The organism is Geodermatophilus sp. URMC 62 (assembly GCF_052931475.1).
Genome location: NZ_JBRFHY010000001.1, coordinates 5,275,582 through 5,295,692 on the forward strand (window position 1 = coordinate 5,275,582; position 20,111 = coordinate 5,295,692).

The window sequence follows — 20,111 nt, forward strand, 5'->3', positions numbered from 1 at the left end:
CGGTGCTCACGCCGGCCCCAACGGGCTCTCGGCGGTGGGGTCGGCGTTGTGGCGGGCGGCCACCCACGCGGCGACGGCGTCGACGGCCTGCTCCACCGGCACCCCGTTGCGCTGGCTGCCGTCGCGGAAGCGGAAGGAGACCGCACCGGCCTCGGCGTCGGTGGCCCCGGCGATGAGCACGAAGGGCACCTTCTGCTTGGCGGCGGTGCGGATCTTCTTCTGCATGCGGTCGTCGGAGTCGTCGACCTCGACCCGGATGCCGCGCTCCCGCAGCCGCAGCGCCACGTCGGTCAGGTAGCCGACCTGGTCGTCGGTGACCGGGATGCCGACCACCTGCACCGGCGCCAGCCACGCCGGGAACGCGCCCGCGTAGTGCTCGGTGAGGACGGCGAAGAAGCGCTCGATCGAGCCGAACAGGGCGCGGTGCAGCATGACCGGCCGCTGCCGCGACCCGTCGGCGGCGGTGTACTCCAGGCCGAAGCGCTCCGGCAGGTTGAAGTCGACCTGGATGGTCGACATCTGCCAGCTGCGGCCGATCGCGTCGCGCGCCTGCACGGAGATCTTCGGGCCGTAGAACGCCGCGCCGCCCGGGTCGGGCACCAGCTCGAGGCCGGAGTCCAGCGCCGCCCGGCGCAGCGCCTCGGTGGCCACCTCCCAGCTCTCGTCGGAGCCGACCGACTTGTCCGGGTTCCGGGTCGAGAGCTCCAGGTAGAAGTCGGACAGGCCGTAGTCGGCGAGCAGGCCGAGCACGAAGTCCAGCAGGCCGCGCAGCTCCCCGGGCATCTGCTCGGGGGTGCAGTAGATGTGCGCGTCGTCCTGGGTGAAGCCGCGGGCGCGGGTCAGCCCGTGGATCACGCCGGACTTCTCGTACCGGTAGACGGTGCCGAACTCGAACAGCCGCAGCGGCAGCTCCCGGTAGGACCGGCCGCGCGACCCGAACACCAGGTTGTGCATCGGGCAGTTCATCGGCTTGAGGTAGTAGTCCTGCCCCTGCCGGCGCACGGCGCCGTCGGCGTCGCGCTCCTCGTCGAGCTGCATGGGCGGGTACATGCCCTCGGCGTACCAGTCGAGGTGGCCGGAGATCTCGAACAGCCGGCCCTTGGTGATGTGCGGGGTGTTGACGAAGGAGTACCCGGCCTCCTCGTGCCGCTGCCGGCTGTAGGCCTCCAGCTCGCGGCGGACGACGCCGCCCTTGGGGTGGAACACCGCCAGGCCCGAGCCGATCTCGTCGGGGAAGCTGAACAGGTCCAGCTCGGCACCCAGCCGGCGGTGGTCGCGGCGCTCGGCCTCGGCCACCTGCTCCAGGTGGGCCTTGTGCGCCTCGCGGCTCTCCCACGCGGTGCCGTACACGCGCTGCAGCTGCGGGTTCTTCTCGCTGCCCCGCCAGTAGGCCGCCGCCGACCGGGTCAGGCTGAACGCCGGGATGCCCGAGGTGCGCGGCAGGTGCGGGCCGCGGCACAGGTCGGTCCACACCCGCTCGCCGGTGCGGGCGTCGAGGTTGTCGTACATGGTCAGCTGCGCGCCGCCGACCTCGACGTCAGCGCCCTCGGTGTCGTCGGCACCGCCCTTGAGCCCGATCAGCTCGAGCTTGTAGGGCTCGTGCGCGAGCTCGGCGCGGGCGTCGTCGTCGGCGATCTCGCGGCGGGAGAAGCGCTGGCCGGCCTTGACGATCTGCTGCATGCGCTTCTCCAGCGCCTGCAGGTCCTCCGGGGTGAAGGGCTTCTCGGGGTCGAAGTCGTAGTAGAAGCCGTTCTCGACCGGCGGGCCGATGCCCAGGCGGGTACCGGGGAACAGGTCCTGCACCGCCTGCGCGAGCACGTGCGCGGTCGAGTGCCGGATGACCGCGCGGCCCTCGGGGCTGGCGGCCGGCACCGGCTCGACGTCGGCGTCGGCCGCGGGGCTCCAGGCGAGGTCGCGCAGGTCGCCGGTGGCCAGGTCACGGACGACGACGGCGCCGTCGGGGCCCTTGAGCGCGACCCCCGCGCCCTTGAGCGCCTGCTCGGCCGTGGTCCCGGCCGGCACCCGGATCGGGGCGGTGGCGGCGGGGGTGGGCGCGGCGGACACGGGGTCTCCTGGGGGTCGCTCGGGGTGCGGGTCGGCGTCCGTCCGGACCGGGCGGGCACCGGTCAGCGTATCGAGCGCCCGCCCCCGGCCCGGAGACCCGACTACGCCGGGACGACGTCGTCGCCGACGGCGACCGTGCCCGGCTGCACCACCTCGGCGTAGACGCCGAGGCAGTGCCGGGGCAGACGGGTGACCTCCAGCACGGTCGAGCCTAGGAACAGCCGCCGGCCCACCCAGCCGCGCTCCAGCTCGTCGGGCGGGTCGCCGGGCAGGTCGAGCAGCAGGTTGGCGCGCGGGTCCTCCGCGCCGCAGCCGGCCGGCAGGATGCCCGCCGCGGCGCGGTCGAGCGCCTGGCGGGAGACCAGGTGCACCGCCGCCCCGCCGTCGGGCCGGGTGTCCAGCGGCTCGAGGCGCACGGGCTCGCCGAGCGCGGCGGTGACGGCGGCCGCGTCGGCGTCGGGGTCACCGGTGGCGGGGACCGTGGCCAGCGCGGGCGCGTCCTTGCCGCGCAGCCGGCGCCCGGACCCGGTGACGACCGCCCACGCGCGGTCGCCGGCCAGGCCGGCCGGGCCGACCTCGGCCCGCGACAGCGCCGTCCCCGCGCAGCCGCGCACCGGGTAGACCGAGACCGCCACCACCGTGCCCGCGCTCACGGCGGCCACGGTACGGCGGCTGCAGCGACCGCACCCCGGTGACCGGCCGCGCTCAGGCTGCCTGCCCGCTGCGGCGGCGCAGCCGGCGCAGCTGCGCGTCGAGGTAGGGCCGGGCCCGCCGCTGGCCGCCGCGGACGGCGATCGCCTCGGCGAGCCCGGCGAGGACCCGGCCCAGCCGCTCCTCGTCGGCCGGCCAGCCGCGCCGCAGGCACTCCTCGAGCCACTCGACCGGCGCGGTGTGCCCGCGCGCGCCGTTGCAGCGGCTGCAGGCCGCGACCTCGTTCTCCAGCCACGACGGGCCGCCCTTGACCCGGGGGACGACGTGCTCGGTCGTCGGGGTCACCTGCCCGGAGAGCGTGCGGCCGCACCAGATGCAGGTGCCGCCGTCCCGTTCCACGGCCGCCTCCAGGCGCGCGGCCCTGTCCAGTGCCATCTCCCCCATGGTGCGCCCGATCCGGGGGCAGACGGCGGGGCGGACGGCGGGGGCGGACGGCGGGGCGGACGGCGGCAGTGACGTCAGGTCAGCCGCTCCTCCAGCCGGACGGTGACCTGGTCGCCCGCGGCCTTGCCGATGGCTCGGCGCAGGTCGGCCTTCACCGGCAGCTTGTGCGTCCCGTCACCGAGGGCCATGAACGAGCTGCGGAACGGCACGCCGTCGACCGTCCCGCGGACCTTGACCAGGCCGCGGGTGCCGAAGTACTCGGCGGACCCGGGCATCAGCACGTAGGTCCAGCCGCCCTCGCCGGGGCTCTGCACCAGGGACGCGGTGAACTCGGCGTCGAGCGCGCCGGGCTGCGCGGACGGGCGGTCGGTGCTCATGGGTCCTCCTCCGGGACGGGCTGCCAGCAGGGCGGACCGGCGGGGCGGCCGGGACTCATCGGTCCCGGGGACGGCGGCCGGCGACGCGGTACCGGCGCGGCAGCACCACGGCCGGGCGGGCGGTCTGCCGGCGGCGGCGCACGGAGCGGCGGAACTGCGCGCGCCCCGGGCTCACCCCGGGCGGGTACGCGTACCGGCCGTGCTCGTCGCCGGGCGGGTCCGGCGTCGTCTCGTCCTCGTGCACCCGCGCCAGCAGTCGGTCGAGCACCCGGCCGGCCAGCCGGTCGTCGGCGCGCAGGGCGGTGGCGCCGTCAGGACCGACGCCCCTGTCCGGCGCCGGCCACGGCGGCTGCCGGCAGGACGGCGCGCCCGGTACCGATGAGAAACCGCGTCGGCCAGGGTCTCCCCGACGACACCGACCACCCCGGCCGGGACGAGCGGCCGGGCCAGCAGCGAGGAGCACACCATGGGCGCGATCAAGGTGCACGAGTTCACCACCGTCGACGGCGTCGTCGACGTCCCGATGTGGACGGTCGACTACGGCTTCCCCGACGACCTCTCCGCCTCCATCGGGGCCATGACCGCCGCCTCGTCCGGGATCCTGCTCGGGCGCACGACCTTCGAGATGTTCGCCCCGGCCTGGTCCACCCGGACCGTGGAGGACGACCCGGGCGCGCCGTTCTTCAACGACACGACCAAGTACGTCGTCTCCTCGACGCTCACCGACGCGGGGTCGGTGTGGCGCAACTCCGAGGTACTCGGCGGCTACGACGCCGACCGGATCCGGGAGCTCAAGGAGCGCGAGTCCGGCGACCTCTACGTCAGCGGCAGCGCCACCCTCGTGCGGGCGCTGGTCGCCGACGGCCTGCTCGACGAGCTGCACCTCTACGTCTACCCGCTGGCCGTGGGCACCGGCATCCGGCTGTTCCCCGAGGGCACCTCGCAGAAGTTGTCGCTGCTCGGCGTCGAGGCGCTGAGCAACGGGGTGGCACACCTGACCTACGGTCCGGCCTGAGACGGCGAGAGGGCCGGACCCCCTCGGGGAGTCCGGCCCTCTCGTGCGCGTGGGCGATACTGGGTTCGAACCAGTGACCTCTTCGGTGTGAACGAAGCGCTCTACCACTGAGCCAATCGCCCGCTGCGGCGTCCATGATGCCAGACGGTCACCGCCACAGGGGCACCCACCCCGGCACCCACCCCGGCACCCCGGCCAGGTGCAGGGTGACGACCAGCACCCCGTAGACGAACGCCGCCGTCAGTGCTCCGACGCCCAGCCGCACCCAGACCGGCTGGCGGCCGAGCCAGTCGGTCCAGGCCCGGACGTTGCGCTTGGTGAACTCCAGCAGCCGCTCGGCCCAGGTGAACTCGGTGCCCAGCACGAACAGCCCCGCGATCACCGTGAGCCACCCCGGCCCGGGCAGCGGGATGGTGACCAGGCCGACGGCCACCACCAGCGCGCCGACGATGCCGACGCCGATCCGGTAGAAGGAGTCCAGCGACCTGCGGGCGGCCACCCGCCTGCGCCACTGGCTCCCGGCGACCCGCTCCCGGAGGCTGTGCCCGTCCTGCGCGCCCCGCTCCCGCCGCTGCTCCGCGGCCGGCCGCCCCCGCGGGGGCGGCGGCACGGTGTCCTGTCCGCTCAGCTGGTCACCTGCCCGTTCGCCACCACGTCCGTCGGAGCCGACGGAGCCCGACGACCGGGCTCGATGCTGATCGCGTACGTCTCGAAGTCGTCGAGACCGGTCGATGCGGAGCCTACGGTCCGGAGGTCGGTTCGTGCGGACACGACGTCGAAGGTGCCGAGCGCCACGGCGGTGTCCCCCTCCGGCACGCCCCACACCACGTACGTGCTGTCGCTCCTGTCGTTGACCCGCAGGCCGTGCGTGACGACCTGCACCTGGCCGTCGCGGGCCACGACCGTGGCCACCGAGTGGCCGTCGGTGTCGGACACCGGGGCGATGGTCGCCCGGCCCGGCTGCAGCAGCGCCTCCATCACCTCGGCCTGCTCGGCGGCGACGGCCTGCGCCTCGTCGCGGGCGGACCCGAGGACGACGTTCCAGGTGCCCAGCGCCAGGATCGCCGCCACCGCGGCGGCCACCAGCGCGTTGGGCAGTACCCGCCGCCACGCCGACCGCCCGACCTCCTCGGCCGGTGACCGGTAGGCGGTGGAGCCGGTGGGCGCGGGACGGTCGGTGCGCCGTCGTCCGCCGGGCGGGCCGGGCGGCGCGGGGACGGCCGGCCCGGCCGGCAGCGGGGCCCGCGCCGGGCCCGCGGCGGGGTCCTGGGAGCCGGCCCCGGCCGGCGGCGGCAGCTGCTCGGTGCGCTCGACGGCGGCCCGCAGCCGGTCGCGCAGGTCCGGGGAGGGCTCGGCCGGCGGGAGGTCGGACGCCAGGGCGGACATCACCTCCGAGGTCTCGGCGACCGTGCGCGCGCAGCGGGGGCACTGCGGCAGGTGGGCGCCGAAGACGGCCTCGTCCTCCGGCTCGAGCGCGTGCAGCGCCCAGCCGACGGCGAGTTCGTCGAAGGGCTCGTGGGACCCGGGGGCCGCGCTCACCGCGCGCCTCCGTCGACTGCCGTGGGGCCGCTGAGCGCGCCCCCGGCCGTGGCACCGGCCACCGTGCCGAGCTCCTCCTTGAGGCGGCGCATGCCGGCGAGCATGCGCGTCTTCACCGTGCCCAGCGGTGCCCGGGTGAGGGCGGCGACCTCCCGCTGGGTGTAGCCGCCGTAGTAGGCCAGCGTCAGGGCCTCGCGCTGGGCGTCGGGCAGCGCCCCCAGCGCGGTGCGCACCCGCTCGGAGACCACGCGGCTCCACGCCTCGTCCTCGACGTCGTGCCCGCTGGTCGGGGCGGTGAGCGCCAGGTCGTCCTCGGCGCGGGACCGGCGGCGCCGGTGGGACTCCTCGCGGCGGACCGCGTCGACCGCCTTGTGGTGCACCATCGCCATCAGCCACGAGGAGAAGCTGCCGCGCGCGCGGTCGTAGGCGTGCGGGTCGCGCCACACGCTGAGGAACACGTCCTGGACGACGTCCTCGGCCAGGGTGTCGTCGGCCAGGATGCGGCGGGCGAGGGCGAAGGCCGGCCGCCGGAACCGGTCGTAGAGGTCGTCGACGGCACCCCGGTCGCCGGCGCGCACGCGGGCCACGAGGTCCGCGTCTCCGGAGTCCCCCTCCGGACGTCGTGCCGGACGCGTCACGGCTCCCATCGTCACACGTCGCCTTCGCGCACCGGGCCCGGCGCGGTTCACCACGCTGCGGCGGAGCCGCCGGGCACCACCCGTCCGGGCGACACGCCCGGGGAGAGCAGCACGCAACATCCGGCCCCGCCGGTCGTTCTACCCGTCATGGCCCACCGAGCTTCCCGCGGGCACGCCGTCCCCCTGACGATGCACCTGGTCGGTCCCACGACCTGGACCGAGGTCCCCGCCGTCCTCTCCTACGAGGTCCGCGACCCCTTCGCGGTCAGCATCGGCTTCGGGGACACCGCGGGGTCCGCCGACGACGGCATCACCTGGCTGCTGGCCCGCGAGCTGCTGACCGCCGGCCTCGAGCGCCCCGCCGGGGACGGCGACGTGCGGCTGTGGCCGGCGCGCACCAGCGGCGACGTCCTCTACCTGCACCTGCGCGCACCCTCGGGCGAGGCGCTGTTCGAGCTGTCGCGGGCGACGGTCGCGGCCTTCCTCCTGCAGACCGAGGCGCTGGTGCCTCCCGGCCAGGAGACGGCCGCCCTCGACGTCGACGAGCAGCTGGCGGCCCTGCTGTCCAACGGTGGCGCCGACCCGGGAGCCCGCTGACCTCCCGGGACCCCCTGTGGGATCCCTCTGCCGGGGTCGGGTATGGTTCTCCCCGTACGACAGCAGCGCGGACGTGGCTCAGTTGGTAGAGCATCACCTTGCCAAGGTGAGGGTCGCGGGTTCGAATCCCGTCGTCCGCTCGGGACCTCGGGCGCTGGTCGCGAGACCGGCGCCCGTGTGTGCGGTGGAGTGGCCGAGAGGCGAGGCAACGGCCTGCAAAGCCGTCTACACGGGTTCAAATCCCGTCTCCACCTCGCCTCCGCGCCGGTGGAGCGGGCCGGTCGGCAGATCGGATCCGGGCGATTGGCTCAGTGGTAGAGCGCTACCTTGACACGGTAGAGGTCACTGGTTCGAACCCAGTATCGCCCACCCCCAGCAGGGCCCCAGGTCGTCGACCCGGGGCCCTGCTCCGTTCCGCGGTCAGGCGCCGCCGGGGACCGCACCGGCCGCGCCCCCGGTCCGCGGCAGGACGCGCTCGGCCCAGAACCGGTCCACCTGCTCGGCCAGTGCCTCCGGCCCACCGCTGTTGTCCAGGACGACGTCGGCCACCGCCCGGCGCTGCTCGTCGGTGGCCTGCGCCGCGATCCGGGCACGGGCGTCCTCCTCGGACAGGCCCCGCTGCAGCAGCCGGGCCACCCGCGTCTCCAGGTCCGTCTCCACGACGAGCACCAGGTCGTGGATGCCGGCCTGGCCGGTCTCGACCAGCAGCGGCACGTCCTGGACGACGACGGCGTCCGGCGCCGCCCGGTCGATGACCTCCCGCGCCCGCGCCCGCACGAGGGGGTGCACGATGCCGTCCAGCCGCGCGCGGGCCTCGGGGTCGGCGAAGACGATGGCGGCGAGCGCGGCCCGGTCCAGCGAGCCGTCGTCGGCGAGCACGCCCGGACCGAAGGCGCCGACGACGGCGGCGAGCCCGGAGGTGCCGGGCTCGACGACCTCGCGGGCGATGCGGTCGGCGTCGACGACCACCGCGCCGCGGGCCGCGAGCAGCGCGGCCACCGTGCTCTTGCCCGACCCGATCCCGCCGGTCAACCCGATCCTCAGCATGCACGGACGGTAGCCAGCACCCGGTCGCCGGTCACGGACGGGTAACGCCCGTCCGCCCCGTCCGGCGCGTCGCAGCAGTCACACCAGTCACAGCTCATAACGTCCGCCACGGCGATCCCCCGCCGGACAGCAGCCGAGAGAGGCAGGCACACCGATGTCGCAGACCCGCACCGCCACCCCGTCGGTCGTCGCCGGCCCCCGCGCCGCGGGCCGGCACCGGATCGAGCGCACGGGTGGCGTCCGGGTGACCGACCTGCCCGCCGTCCGGGAGCGGCTGGCGATGCGCGGGGCCACGCCGTCGCGCCGCAACGCCTTCCTCCGCTGGCTGCTCGACGCCGCTCCCGCCGGCCGCCACACCTGGCAGGCCCTGGCCGCGGCCGGTGGCCGCCCGCGGTCGGCCTTCGCGATCATCCTCAGCCTCTGAGGACCCTCCTGCTCGTGCAGGAGGGCCACCTCCTGCTCACGCAGGAGGGCGAGCCCGCCCGTCCGGTCGGGGAAGCCGGACGGGCCGTCCCCCGCCGCCGCGTCGCGCGGCGCGGCCGGGGACACGACAGAGGCCCAGGACCCTCCGCGGGTCCTGGGCCTCTGTCGTGCGGTCAGACCGTCAGCAGGCGGTCAGCCGGTCACTCCCCGCCGGCGAGCTTGGCCCGCAGCGCGGCGAGCGCCTCGTCGCTGGCCAGCGTGCCACCGGAGGTGTCGGTGCTGGCCGTGTCGCCACCGGAGGAGTAGTTGCCCCCGGCCGCGGCCTCGGCGTCGGCCTCGCGGGCCGCCGCGATCTGCTTGCGGTGCGCCTCGAAGCGGGCCTGGGCCTCGGCGTACTGCCGCTCCCACGTCTCGCGGGCCTCGTCGTAGCCCTCGAGCCACTCCCCGGTCTCCGGGTCGAAGCCCTCGGGGTAGATGTAGTTGCCCTGCTCGTCGTAGGTCGCGGACATGCCGTAGGCGGCGGGGTCGAACTGCTCCTCGTCGCCGACGACGCCCTCGTTGGCCTGCTTGAGCGACAGCGAGATGCGGCGCCGGTCGAGGTCGATGTCGATGACCTTGACCAGGATCTCGTCGCCGACCTGCACGACCTGCTCGGGGATCTCCACGTGGCGCTCGGCCAGCTCGGAGATGTGCACCAGGCCCTCGATGCCCTCGTCGACCCGGACGAACGCGCCGAAGGGCACCAGCTTGGTGACCTTGCCGGGCACGACCTGGCCGATCTGGTGCGTGCGGGCGAACTGACGCCACGGGTCCTCCTGCGTCGCCTTCAGCGACAGGGAGACCCGCTCGCGGTCGAGGTCGACGTCGAGGACCTCGACGGTGACCTCCTGGCCCACCTCGACGACCTCGGAGGGGTGGTCGATGTGCTTCCAGGACAGCTCGGACACGTGCACGAGGCCGTCCACGCCGCCCAGGTCGACGAACGCGCCGAAGTTGACGATCGAGGAGACGACGCCGGTGCGGACCTGGCCGCGGGCGAGCTTGTTGAGGAACTCGCTGCGGACCTCGGACTGCGTCTGCTCCAGCCACTGCCGGCGGGACAGGACGACGTTGTTGCGGTTCTTGTCCAGCTCGATGATCTTCGCCTCGAGCTCGCGGCCCACGTAGGGCTGCAGGTCGCGGACGCGGCGCATCTCGACCAGGGAGGCGGGGAGGAACCCGCGCAGGCCGATGTCGAGGATGAGGCCACCCTTGACGACCTCGATGACGGTGCCGGTGACGACCTCGTCGGCTTCCTTCTTCGCCTCGATCGTGCCCCAGGCGCGCTCGTACTGGGCGCGCTTCTTGGACAGGATCAGGCGGCCTTCCTTGTCCTCCTTCTGGAGGACGAGGGCTTCCACCTCGTCGCCGACCTTGACGACCTCGTTGGGGTCGACGTCGTGCTTGATGGACAGCTCGCGCGAGGGGATGACGCCCTCGGTCTTGTAGCCGATGTCCAGCAGCACCTCGTCCCGGTCGACCTTGACGATGACGCCTTCGACGATGTCGCCGTCGTTGAAGTACTTGATCGTCTGGTCGATCGCGGCGAGGAAGTCCTCGGCGGTGCCGATGTCGTTCACCGCGATCTGGGGGGTGCTGTCAGGACGGACCTGGGTGGAGGTCATGTGGTCGAGTGCTCCGGACGGGGGGTGCGTAGGGACGGGGTACCGCGGCCGGGTGACCGCGGGAGCGGGGAGAGCCGGCGCGCGCCGATCCCTTGCGGGTACAGCACTGACAGACCTCTGGCGCTCCCCCATGGTACGGACGCGGGCGCGTGCGGGTCCACCTGGGTGGCGACCTCCGCCCGGTTCCCCGCGGCGTGTCACGATCGGCGTGTCATGATCCGTCCGACCGCCCTCCCCCTGGGCCCCGACGGCTACCCCGCCGCCGGCGGCGTCGAGCGCCGCAGCGCCGGCGCGGCCGAGTCGGTGCGGGCCAACCGCGGCTGGTGGGACGCCGCGGCGCCGGCCTACCTCGCCGAGCACGGCGCCGACCTCGGCGACGTCGACTTCCTGTGGTGCCCCGAGGGGCTGCGCGAGGCCGACGCGCACCTGCTCGGCGACGTCACCGGGCGGCGGGTGCTGGAGGTCGGCTGCGGTTCGGCGCCCTGCGCGCGCTGGCTGCGGCGGGCCGGCGCCGACGTCGTCGCCCTCGACGTGTCCGGCGGGATGCTCGCCCGGGCGGCGGACCTCGGCCGCGCCACCGGGGTCGAGGTCCCCCTGCTGCAGGCCGACGCCGGCGCGCTGCCGCTGGCCGACGCCTCGGTCGACGTCGTCTGCTCGGCGTTCGGGGGGCTGCCGTTCGTCGCCGACGTCGAGGGGGCGCTGGCCGAGGTGGCGCGGGTGCTGCGGCCGGGCGGGCGCTTCGCCGCGTCGGTCAACCACCCCTTCCGCTGGCCGCTGCCCGACTCCCCCGACCCCGACGACCTCCGCGTCGTCTCCTCCTACTTCGACCGCCGGCCCTACGTCGAGACCGACGGCGAGGGGCGCACGGTCTACGTCGAGCACCACCGCACGGTCGGCGACTGGGTGCGCGCCGTCGTCGGCGCCGGGCTGGTGCTCGACGACCTGGTCGAGCCCGAGTGGACGCCGGGCCGCACCCAGGAGTGGGGCCAGTGGTCGCCGGCCCGCGGCGCCCTGGTCCCGGGCACGCTGGTCCTGGTCGCCCACCGGCCCTCGACCTGAGGTCGAGGCCCAGGCTCGGCCCGGGACGGCGAGCTGGCGGTCGGCAGCCCGGGCGCCGCGCAACCGGACGGCGACCACGCCGCGGGCCCGCACACCGTCGCGCTCCGGGCGGCGCGGCCCGCGACGTCCGGGGCGCGCCGGTGGCTCAGTGCGCGGCGGCGTCCCAGCTGCGGCCGCTGCCGACGGAGACCTCGAGCGGGACCGAGAGCTGCGCGGCGCCGGACATCTCCCGGCGCACCAGCGCCTCGAGGGCCTCCCGCTCCCCCGGCGCCACCTCGAGCACCAGCTCGTCGTGCACCTGCAGCAGCATCCGCGAGGACAGGCCCTCGGCTGCGATCGCGCGCTCGACACCGAGCATCGCCACCTTGATGACGTCGGCGGCCGACCCCTGGATCGGGGCGTTGAGCGCCATCCGCTCGGCCATCTGCCGCCGCTGGTGGTTGTCGCTGGTGAGGTCGGGCAGGTAGCGGCGGCGGCCGAGCGTCGTCTCGGTGTAGCCGGTCTGCCGGGCGTGGTCGACGACGCCGTCGAGGTACTCGCGGATCCCGCCGAAGCGCTCGAAGTAGGCGTGCATCTGCTCGCGCGCCTCCTCCGGGGAGATCCGCAGCTGCTGGGCCAGGCCGTAGGCCGACAGCCCGTAGGCCAGGCCGTAGCTCATCGCCTTGATCCGGCGGCGCATCTCGGGGTCGACGTCCCCGATGGGGATCCCGTAGGCCCGCGACGCGACGAAGGAGTGCAGGTCCTCCCCCGAGGTGAACGCCTCGATGAGGCCCTCGTCGCCGGAGAGGTGGGCCATGATCCGCATCTCGATCTGGCTGTAGTCGGCCGTCATCAGCGACTCGTGGCCGGGGCCGACGACGAACGCCTGCCGGATCCGCCGCCCCTCGGCCGAGCGGATCGGGATGTTCTGCAGGTTCGGGTCGATCGAGGAGAGCCGACCGGTGGCCGCGATGGTCTGCTGGAACGTCGTGTGGATGCGGCCGCCGTCGTCGACCATCGGGATGAGCCCGTCGATGACGGTGCGCAGCCGGGTCACGTCGCGGTGGCGCAGCAGGTGCTCGAGGAACGGGTGCCCGGTCGAGGCCAGCAGGCTGGTCAGCGCGTCGGCGTCGGTGGTGTACCCGGACTTGATCTTCTTGGTCTTGGGGAGTCCGAGCTCGTCGAACAGCACCGCCTGCAGCTGCTTGGGCGAGCCGAGGTTGATCTCCCTGCCGATGACGGCGTAGGCCTCGGCGGCCGCGGCGGCCACCCCCTCGGCGAACTCGCGCTGCAGCTCGGTGAGCAGGTCCACGTCGACGGCGATGCCGCGCTGCTCCATCCGCGCCAGCACGCGGGTCAGCGGCAGCTCCATCCCCTCGAGCAGGTGGTCGCCGCCCTTCTGGCCGAGCACCTGCTCCAGGGCGTCGGAGAGGTCGTTGACCGCGACGGCCTTGACGACGTCGACGTGCGCGGCCTCGGCGGCGAGGTCGGCCTCGCTCGGCCCCAGCCCATCGAGGGTCATCTGGGACTCGGGCTCGGCGGCGTCCTCGAGCGCGCGCTTGAGGTAGCGCACCGACAGGTCGCCGAGGTCGAACGAGCGCTGCCCCGGCGTGGCCAGGTAGGCGGCCAGCGCGGTGTCGCTCACCAGGCCCTGCAGGTCCCAGCCGCGCGCCCACACCGCCAGCAGCGGGCCCTTGACGTCGTGCGCCACCTTCTCGGCGCCCGGGTCGGCCAGCCAGTCGGCCAGCGCCCGCTCGTCGTCGGCGTCGAGGTCGGGGCCGACGTCGACGAAGACGGCGTGGTCGTCGCCGGCGGCCAGCGCCAGGCCGGTCAGCTCGCCCGTCCCCCGCCCCCAGCTGCCGCGGAGGACGACGCCGGTGCGCCCCGTACGGGCGTGCGCGTCGAGCCAGGCCGACAGCCCGCCGGCCGGCACGTCGTCGGCGGTGACCTCGAAGCCGCCCTCCACCTCGGGCTCGGCGCTGCTCAGCGTGGCGAACAGCCGGTCGCGCAGCACCCGGAACTGCAGGTTGTCGAAGAGGGTGTGCACCTCGTTGCGGTCCCAGGGGCGCACGGCGAGGTCCTGCGGGCCGACCTCGAGGGCCACCGAGCGGTCCAGCTCGGTCAGCCGGCGGTTCTGCAGCACCGAGGACAGGTGCTCGCGCAGCTTCTCCCCGACCTTGCCCTTCACCGTGTCGACCCGGTCGACGAGCTCGTCGAGGGAGCCGTACTCGCGCACCCACTTGGCCGCGGTCTTCTCCCCGACGCTCGGGATGCTGGGCAGGTTGTCGCTGGGGTCGCCCCGGAGCGCGGCGAAGTCGGGGTACTGCCGCGGCGTCAGCCCGTACTTGGCCTCGACCTCCTCCGGCGTGAACCGGGTCAGGTCCGAGACGCCCTTGCGCGGGTACAGCACGGTGACGTGCTCGCTCACCAGCTGCAGAGCGTCGCGGTCGCCGGTGCAGATGAGCACGTCCATGCCCTGCTCCACGGCCTGCACGGTGAGCGTGGCGATGACGTCGTCGGCCTCGAAGCCCTCGGCGGTGATCACCGGGACGTGCAGCGCCCCCAGCACCTCCTGGATGAGGCTGACCTGGCCGCGGAAGTCGGTCGGGCTCTCGGTGCGGTTGGCCTTGTACTCCGTGTAGATCTCGCTGCGGAAGGTCTTGCGGCCGACGTCGAAGGCCACCGCCAGGTGCGTGGGCTGCTCGTCGCGCAGCACGTTGATCAGCATCGACGTGAAGCCGTAGACGGCGTTGGTCGGCTGGCCCGTCGTCGTGGAGAAGTTCTCCACCGGCAGGGCGAAGAAGGCGCGGTAGGCCAGCGAGTGCCCGTCGAGGAGCAGCAGCCGCGGCCGCGTCCCGGGGGTCGGCGGGGCGGCGGGCGCGGTGCTGGCGGACTCTGTGGCGGTCACCGGAGCGGACATCGCCGCCGATCCTAGAAGGACCCGGGTGCCCGCCGACCCCCGCGAGCCCGGGCCGGGACTCCCTGCGGGGCCGCGCCGGAGGTCACTGCCGGCGGTCGTTACCGTGCCGGGCGTGACGACCTCTCTCCCGGACTGGCTGTCGGACGCGCCGCGCAGCCCGCTCGACGACAAGCTCGGGATCGAGATCGTCGACTACTCCCCCGACCGGCTGGTCGCGACCATGCCCGTGGCGGGCAACGAGCAGCCCTACGGTCTGCTGCACGGCGGGGCCACCTGCGCGCTCGTGGAGTCACTCGGCTCGTGGGCGGCGGTCATCGGCGCCGGCCCCGGACGGCGGGTCGTGGGCGTCGAGCTCAACGCCAGCTACCTGCGGGCGGCCACGACGGGCTCCGTCACCGCCGTCTGCACGCCGGTGCGCCGCGGCCGGACCCTGTCGACCTTCGTCATCGAGGTCTCCGACGACCAGGGGCGGACCACCGCCAGCGCCCGCCTCACCTGCGTCATCTCGCCCGGCTGAGGAAGGATCCTGCTGTCCCCCACCACCCGCGGGCTCGCGGCGGGCCCCTGCAGCAGGGCGGCTAGGCCTCCGCGGCCGCCTCGAGGCCCGGCAGCACCCGCGGCAGGGGGCGACGGCGCGGCACCGGGCGGCGCGGCACCGGGACGCCCCCGCGCTGCCAGACGGCCAGCGACCGGACGAGCGTCTCGCGGGGGACGATCCGGCGGGTGGTGAGCGGCGCGAAGCCCATGCGGGCGAAGAAGCGCTGCCGCTCGGCCTCGTGCCCGCCGACGGCGGCCACGACGTGGTCGGCGCCCACGCTCTCGGCGTGATCCGCGGCCGCGGCCAGCAGCGCGGCCCCCGCGCCGCGGCGCCGGTGGTCGCGGTGGACGACGAGGTTGTCCACGGTGACCTGCGGGACGCCGAGCAGCGCCGACAGCGGGTCGAGCCCCAGGACGGCCAGCCCGACGACCACCTCGCCGGCGGAGCCCGCGCCGGGGTGGGGCGCGCACGCTCCCGGGAGGACCGCGAGGACGACCCGGTGACCGGGGTCGGCCAGCAGCCGGCGGAACCCCGCGGCGGCCGCGGCGCCGGGTGTCTGCCCGGTGAGGACCCCCTCGGCGTGCGCCTCGACGCGGTGCTGGCGCACCAGCGCGAGGACGGCGGGCAGGTCGTCGGGACGCGCCGTGCGCGTCACCACGCGGGACCGCTGACCGGTTCCTGACACGGGAGTCCTCCCCTGGACGGTGGGAGGAGACTGCACCCGCGCCGCCCCGGGACCGGGCAGACGCGCCGGTCGTGGGACGGGAGTGACCACACGGGCGTGTCGCTCTTCGGTCACAGCTCGGCGACGGGGAACGGCGACGCGACACGCCTGGGTTACCGTCCGGGCTCCACTGCCACGACCTGGGAGGTTGTGTGACGCACCCGTCAGCCCGCTCCGGGCGGACCGGGGCCGCCGGGAGCACGGTCCGCTCCGGCCCCGGGACGGCCGCCCACGGGGTGCTGCTGCGCATCCTGCTGGTCCTCGTCGCCGCGACCGGCCTGGCCGTGCTGGTACCCGGCACCGCGAGCGCCCAGGGCGAGACGGTCGTGGGCACCCTGCAGACCGGCCGCAGCGGTCCGATCGAGGGCATCGAGGTCACGGTCACCACCGCCGCCGGCGACGAGGTCGACAGCGTCGAGACCGACGAGGACGGCCGGTTCGCCGTCGAGGTCCCCGGCCCCGGCCAGTACACCGTCAGCATCGACGCCGACTCGCTGCCCGACGGCGTCGTCATCACCGGTGAGGACAGCCGCACCGTCACCGTCGACCCCGGTCGCCGCCAGCCGGTCCAGTTCGGCCTGGACGACGGCACCCAGGGCTCGGGCGGCGGCAACGTGGAGGCCATCCAGCTGCTCGTCGACGGCCTGCGCTTCGGCCTGCTCATCGCGATGTGCGCGGTCGGACTGTCGCTGATCTTCGGTACCACCGGCCTGACCAACTTCGCCCACGGGGAGCTGGTCACCATCGGCGCCCTGTTCGCCTGGTGGGTCAACACCGGACTCGGTGTGCCGATCATCCCGGCGGCGATCATCGCGATGATCGGCGGCGCGGCGTTCGGCGCGCTCAACGAGCTCGGCCTGTGGCGCCCGCTGCGCCGCCGCGGCACCGGCCTGGTGGCCGCGCTGGTCGTCTCGATCGGCCTGTCGCTGCTGCTGCGCTACCTCATCCAGATCGTCTACGGCGGGTTCTCCAACCCGTACTCCGGCCTGGGCACCTCCCGGGCGGTCGACTACGGGCTCTTCCGCCTGACCAACCAGTCGCTGATCTCGATCGTCATCTCGATCGCGGTCCTGGTGCTGGTCGCGCTCATGCTGCAGCGCACCAAGATCGGCAAGGCGATGCGGGCGGTGGCCGACAACCGGGACCTCGCCGCGTCCTCCGGCATCAACGTCAACCGCGTCATCCTGGTCGTCTGGATGATGGGCGGGGCGCTGGCCGCGCTCGGCGGCGTCCTGCTCGGCCTGTCCGACCAGGTCCGCTGGGACATGGGCTTCCAGCTGCTGCTGCTGATGTTCGCCGGCGTCACCCTCGGCGGCCTCGGCACCGCCTACGGCGCCCTGGTGGGCAGCGTCATCGTCGGCGTCTTCGTCCAGATGTCGACGCTGGTCATCCCGAGCGACGTCAAGTACGTCGGCGGGCTGGTGCTGCTCATCGTCATCCTCGTCATCCGGCCCCAGGGGATCCTGGGCAGCCGCGCACGGATCGGCTGAGCCATGGGCGACCTCCTCAACGCACTGGCCGTCGCGGGCAAGTCGGCGCTCGGCTTCCAGGCGGTGTTCTTCGCGCTGCTGGCCATCGGCCTCAACGTCCACTTCGGCTACACGGGCCTGCTGAACTTCGGCCAGATCGGCTTCGCCCTGCTCGGCGGCTTCGGCATCGCGATCTCGGTGACCCAGTGGGGCCTGAACTTCTGGGTCGGTGTCGTCGTCGGCCTGGCCGCCGCGGTCTTCCTCGCGCTGCTGCTCGGTCTGCCGACCCTGCGGCTGCGGACGGACTACCTGGCCATCGCGACCATCGCCGCGGCCGAGGGGCTGCGGTTGCTCTTCCGGTCGGTGTCGGCCAGCCCCGTCACCGGCGGCACCCGCGGCCTGGCCGGCTTCAACGGCGACTTCATCTCGCTGGCCCCGTGGGACACCAGCCGGCGCTACCCCGTCCTCGGCACCCGCTGGAGCGGCGGGGAGCTGTGGGTGGCCCTCGTCGGCTGGGTCCTCGTCGCGCTGCTGTGCCTGCTCGTGTGGCTGCTCATGCGCAGCCCGTGGGGCCGGGTGCTCAAGGCCATCCGCGAGGACGAGGACGCCGTCCGCGCGCTGGGCAAGAACGTCTACCTCTACAAGATGCAGTCGCTGGTGCTCGGCGGCGTGATGGGCGCCCTCGGTGGCATGGTTTACGTGGTGGCCACCGGCGCTGCCAACCCCGACCAGTTCCAGAACGCCAACACGTTCCTGGCCTACACCGTGCTCATCCTCGGCGGGGCCGCGCGCGTGCTCGGCCCGGTGGCGGGCGCGGTCATCCTGCTGTTCGTCATCCAGTTCGCCGACACCGGTCTGCGGGCACTGATCGACAACGGCGTCATCCCGGAGGGGTTGCTGTCGGCCACCGACGTGGCGCAGATCCGGTTCGTCCTGGTGGGGCTGGGCCTGATGCTGCTGCTCGTCTTCCGGCCGCAGGGCATCTTCGGCGACCGACGAGAGGTGATGCTCGATGCCCGCTGAGAACACCGGCCCGGCCGGCGGCGACCAGGCCACCGGCGCGACGGCGGCCTCCCGGCAGCAGGGCTCGCCCGCCGCCGGCCGCACCCCGCAGCGGCTGGCGCAGGCGGCGCTGCGCGACATCCCGTGGGAGGTCGGCGTCGCCAAGCCCGACCCGGTGGTCGTCGTCGAGAACGTCACCCGCACCTTCGGTGGCCTGACCGCGGTGTCGGTCGACCACCTGGAGGTCCAGCGCGGCGGCATCACCGGCCTGATCGGGCCCAACGGCGCCGGCAAGACGACGCTGTTCAACCTGCTCACCGGGTTCGACCAGCCCGACACCGGCACGTGGAGCTTCGACGGCCGCTCGCTGGGCAAGCTCGCGCCGCACCAGGTCGCCCGGCTCGGCGTCGTGCGCACCTTCCAGCTGACCAAGGCGCTGTCCCGGCTCACCGTCCTGCAGAACATGCTGCTCGGCGCGCAGGGGCAGAAGGGCGAGAGCTTCCTGCGGGCCCTGGTCCCGGGGACCTGGCGCAGGCAGGAGACGGCGAACACCGACAAGGCGATGGACCTGCTGCGGCGGTTCAAGCTCGACGCCAAGAAGGACGAGTTCGCCGGCACCCTCTCCGGTGGCCAGCGCAAGCTGCTGGAGATGGCGCGGGCGCTGATGAGCGACCCGCAGGTGGTCATGCTCGACGAGCCGATGGCCGGGGTGAACCCCGCGCTCACCCAGAGCCTGCTCGGGCACGTCAAGGACCTCCGCGAGGAGGGCATGACGGTGATCTTCGTCGAGCACGACATGGACGTCGTCCGCGACATCAGCGACTGGGTGGTCGTCATGGCCGCCGGCCGGGTGATCGCCGAGGGGCCGCCCGAGTCCATCAGCCAGAACCAGGCCGTCGTCGACGCCTACCTCGGCGCCCACCACGACGCGCCGCTGACCGTCGAGGAGGAGGACCGGGTGCTCGCGCAGGCCGAGCAGCAGATCGCCGCCGAGGAGCACGGGGGCGGCCGGGTCCTCGGCTCCGACACTCCCGGGGGGGCCGGCCGATGAGCGAGCCGCTGTTCGAGGTCGACGAGTCCGGCGAGGACGTCACCCGCGCCGACGAGGCCGCCGCCGGCGCCACCGAGCTCTCCCCCGCGGAGAAGGCCGCCACCCGCGAGGAGCACCTGCGGCTGGCCGAGGGCGCCCTGGTGCGCGCCGACGACCTGGTCGCGGGGTACGTGCCCGGCGTCAACATCCTGCGCGGCTGCGACTTCTACCTGCAGGAGGGCGAGCTCGTCGGCATCATCGGCCCCAACGGGGCCGGCAAGTCGACGCTGCTCAAGACCCTGTTCGGGCTGATCCCCGTCCGGTCCGGGAACGTGACGCTGCGCGGCGAGGACATCACCTCGGCCCCGGCGCACCGGCTGGTGTCCCTGGGCGTGGGTTACGTGCCGCAGAACAACAACGTGTTCCCCTCGCTCACCATCGAGGAGAACATGCAGATGGGGGTCTACCTGCGGTCGAAGACGTTCAAGGAGCGCTTCGACTACGTCGTCGACCTGTTCCCGCTGCTCGGCGAGCGGCGCAAGGGCAAGGCCGGCTCGCTCTCGGGCGGCGAGCGGCAGATGGTCGCCATGGGCCGGGCGCTGATGATGGACCCGTCGGTGCTCCTGCTCGACGAGCCGTCCGCGGGCCTGTCGCCCGCCTACCAGGACGAGGTGTTCATCCGCTGCCGGCGGATCAACGCCACCGGGGTCTCGATCATCATGGTCGAGCAGAACGCCCGGCGCTGCCTGCAGATCTGCGACCGCGGCTACGTGCTCGACCAGGGCCGCAACGCCTACACCGACACCGGCCGCTCGCTGATGACCGATCCCAAGGTCATCGAGCTCTACCTGGGGACCCTCGCCAAGGCGCAGTGAGCCCCTGAACGCCGCCGAGGAGGCCGGCGTCCCCACCCCGGGGGCGCCGGCCTCCT

The 20,111-nt window shown here is 74.1% G+C and carries 21 protein-coding genes and 4 tRNA genes; 12 read left to right on the plus strand and 13 right to left on the minus strand.

Annotation, left to right across the window (positions count from 1 at the left end):
* Nucleotides 1-6: 6 nt before the first annotated feature.
* The 5 genes from thrS to ACU616_RS25320 form a co-directional block, all read right to left on the minus strand.
* Complete coding sequence (thrS, locus tag ACU616_RS25300) at nt 7-2,064, minus strand: threonine--tRNA ligase (protein WP_446761147.1); 2,058 nt, start codon at nt 2,062-2,064, stop codon at nt 7-9.
* Nucleotides 2,065-2,165: 101 nt separating this feature from the next.
* The gene (locus ACU616_RS25305; RefSeq protein WP_446761148.1) at nt 2,166-2,717 is read right to left on the minus strand and encodes an MOSC N-terminal beta barrel domain-containing protein; all 552 of its coding nucleotides are present in this window, start codon (nt 2,715-2,717) and stop codon (nt 2,166-2,168) included.
* Nucleotides 2,718-2,769: 52 nt separating this feature from the next.
* Nucleotides 2,770-3,150 carry an HNH endonuclease gene (locus ACU616_RS25310; RefSeq protein ID WP_446761149.1) on the minus strand — a complete coding sequence of 127 codons (381 nt, stop codon included), beginning with the start codon at nt 3,148-3,150 and terminating at the stop codon, nt 2,770-2,772.
* A gap of 83 nt (nt 3,151-3,233) precedes the next feature.
* Complete coding sequence (locus ACU616_RS25315; RefSeq protein WP_446761150.1) at nt 3,234-3,536, minus strand: DUF1905 domain-containing protein; 303 nt, start codon at nt 3,534-3,536, stop codon at nt 3,234-3,236.
* A 55-nt stretch (nt 3,537-3,591) separates the two neighbouring features.
* The gene (locus ACU616_RS25320) at nt 3,592-3,804 is read right to left on the minus strand and encodes a hypothetical protein (RefSeq protein WP_446761151.1); all 213 of its coding nucleotides are present in this window, start codon (nt 3,802-3,804) and stop codon (nt 3,592-3,594) included.
* Nucleotides 3,805-4,002: 198 nt separating this feature from the next.
* Between ACU616_RS25320 and ACU616_RS25325 the strand changes: the two genes are divergently transcribed.
* Entirely contained in the window at nt 4,003-4,551 is a 549-nt protein-coding gene (locus tag ACU616_RS25325; RefSeq protein ID WP_446761152.1) for a dihydrofolate reductase family protein, read from the plus strand.
* A gap of 50 nt (nt 4,552-4,601) precedes the next feature.
* Here the strand turns inward: ACU616_RS25325 and ACU616_RS25330 are convergent.
* From ACU616_RS25330 to ACU616_RS25345, 4 genes are all read right to left on the minus strand, one after another.
* Nucleotides 4,602-4,673, minus strand: a tRNA-Val gene (locus ACU616_RS25330).
* Between the two features lie 26 nt (nt 4,674-4,699).
* Nucleotides 4,700-5,161, minus strand: coding sequence for a TIGR02611 family protein (locus tag ACU616_RS25335; RefSeq protein WP_446761153.1), 462 nt, complete (start codon nt 5,159-5,161; stop codon nt 4,700-4,702).
* A 14-nt stretch (nt 5,162-5,175) separates the two neighbouring features.
* Complete coding sequence (locus ACU616_RS25340) at nt 5,176-6,090, minus strand: anti-sigma factor domain-containing protein (protein ID WP_446761154.1); 915 nt, start codon at nt 6,088-6,090, stop codon at nt 5,176-5,178.
* Complete coding sequence (locus ACU616_RS25345; RefSeq protein WP_446761155.1) at nt 6,087-6,677, minus strand: sigma-70 family RNA polymerase sigma factor; 591 nt, start codon at nt 6,675-6,677, stop codon at nt 6,087-6,089. The genes ACU616_RS25340 and ACU616_RS25345 overlap by 4 nt, the downstream gene beginning before the upstream one ends.
* 198 nt (nt 6,678-6,875) lie before the next feature.
* Here ACU616_RS25345 and ACU616_RS25350 point away from each other — a divergent pair, with 198 nt between their 5' ends.
* The 4 genes from ACU616_RS25350 to ACU616_RS25365 all read left to right on the plus strand — a co-directional run bounded on the left by ACU616_RS25350 (nt 6,876) and on the right by ACU616_RS25365 (nt 7,694).
* Nucleotides 6,876-7,325, plus strand: a complete 450-nt coding sequence (locus tag ACU616_RS25350) for an SsgA family sporulation/cell division regulator (protein ID WP_446761156.1) — start codon at nt 6,876-6,878, stop codon at nt 7,323-7,325.
* Nucleotides 7,326-7,392: 67 nt separating this feature from the next.
* Nucleotides 7,393-7,465 (plus strand) — tRNA-Gly (locus tag ACU616_RS25355).
* A 43-nt stretch (nt 7,466-7,508) separates the two neighbouring features.
* A tRNA-Cys gene (locus ACU616_RS25360) sits at nt 7,509-7,579 on the plus strand.
* Nucleotides 7,580-7,622: 43 nt separating this feature from the next.
* Nucleotides 7,623-7,694 (plus strand) — tRNA-Val (locus tag ACU616_RS25365).
* A 51-nt stretch (nt 7,695-7,745) separates the two neighbouring features.
* Here the strand turns inward: ACU616_RS25365 and coaE are convergent.
* On the minus strand, nt 7,746-8,372 hold the full coding sequence (gene coaE / locus ACU616_RS25370; protein WP_446761157.1) for a dephospho-CoA kinase: 627 nt from the start codon (nt 8,370-8,372) through the stop codon (nt 7,746-7,748).
* A 154-nt stretch (nt 8,373-8,526) separates the two neighbouring features.
* On the opposite strand from coaE, the gene ACU616_RS25375 reads away from it, so the two are divergent.
* Nucleotides 8,527-8,796 (plus strand): hypothetical protein, encoded by a 270-nt coding sequence (locus tag ACU616_RS25375; protein ID WP_446761158.1) that lies wholly within the window; start codon nt 8,527-8,529, stop codon nt 8,794-8,796.
* Nucleotides 8,797-8,995: 199 nt separating this feature from the next.
* Here ACU616_RS25375 and rpsA read toward each other — a convergent pair whose 3' ends face one another.
* Nucleotides 8,996-10,459 (minus strand): 30S ribosomal protein S1, encoded by a 1,464-nt coding sequence (gene rpsA, locus ACU616_RS25380; protein ID WP_446761159.1) that lies wholly within the window; start codon nt 10,457-10,459, stop codon nt 8,996-8,998.
* A 213-nt stretch (nt 10,460-10,672) separates the two neighbouring features.
* Here rpsA and ACU616_RS25385 point away from each other — a divergent pair, with 213 nt between their 5' ends.
* On the plus strand, nt 10,673-11,518 hold the full coding sequence (locus ACU616_RS25385) for a class I SAM-dependent methyltransferase (RefSeq protein WP_446761160.1): 846 nt from the start codon (nt 10,673-10,675) through the stop codon (nt 11,516-11,518).
* A gap of 145 nt (nt 11,519-11,663) precedes the next feature.
* Here ACU616_RS25385 and polA read toward each other — a convergent pair whose 3' ends face one another.
* Nucleotides 11,664-14,417, minus strand: a complete 2,754-nt coding sequence (gene polA / locus ACU616_RS25390; protein ID WP_446761161.1) for a DNA polymerase I — start codon at nt 14,415-14,417, stop codon at nt 11,664-11,666.
* 112 nt (nt 14,418-14,529) lie between these two features.
* Between polA and ACU616_RS25395 the strand changes: the two genes are divergently transcribed.
* A complete protein-coding gene (locus ACU616_RS25395) occupies nt 14,530-14,934 on the plus strand; it encodes a PaaI family thioesterase (RefSeq protein ID WP_446761162.1) in 405 nt (134 codons plus the stop codon).
* A gap of 61 nt (nt 14,935-14,995) precedes the next feature.
* On the opposite strand, the gene ACU616_RS25400 is transcribed toward ACU616_RS25395, so the two are convergent.
* On the minus strand, nt 14,996-15,640 hold the full coding sequence (locus ACU616_RS25400; RefSeq protein ID WP_446761163.1) for a GNAT family N-acetyltransferase: 645 nt from the start codon (nt 15,638-15,640) through the stop codon (nt 14,996-14,998).
* A 191-nt stretch (nt 15,641-15,831) separates the two neighbouring features.
* On the opposite strand from ACU616_RS25400, the gene ACU616_RS25405 reads away from it, so the two are divergent.
* From ACU616_RS25405 to ACU616_RS25420, 4 genes are read left to right on the plus strand one after another with little or no spacing between them, the layout of a single operon-like run.
* Complete coding sequence (locus ACU616_RS25405) at nt 15,832-17,169, plus strand: branched-chain amino acid ABC transporter permease (protein WP_446761164.1); 1,338 nt, start codon at nt 15,832-15,834, stop codon at nt 17,167-17,169.
* A 3-nt stretch (nt 17,170-17,172) separates the two neighbouring features.
* Nucleotides 17,173-18,171: a branched-chain amino acid ABC transporter permease gene (locus ACU616_RS25410; protein WP_446761165.1), complete on the plus strand. Its 999-nt coding sequence runs from the start codon at nt 17,173-17,175 to the stop codon at nt 18,169-18,171.
* Nucleotides 18,161-19,201 carry an ABC transporter ATP-binding protein gene (locus ACU616_RS25415; protein WP_446761166.1) on the plus strand — a complete coding sequence of 347 codons (1,041 nt, stop codon included), beginning with the start codon at nt 18,161-18,163 and terminating at the stop codon, nt 19,199-19,201. Before ACU616_RS25410 ends, ACU616_RS25415 begins: the two co-directional genes overlap by 11 nt.
* The gene (locus ACU616_RS25420) at nt 19,198-20,055 is read left to right on the plus strand and encodes an ABC transporter ATP-binding protein (protein WP_446761167.1); all 858 of its coding nucleotides are present in this window, start codon (nt 19,198-19,200) and stop codon (nt 20,053-20,055) included. Before ACU616_RS25415 ends, ACU616_RS25420 begins: the two co-directional genes overlap by 4 nt.
* The last annotated feature ends 56 nt before the right edge of the window (nt 20,056-20,111 follow it).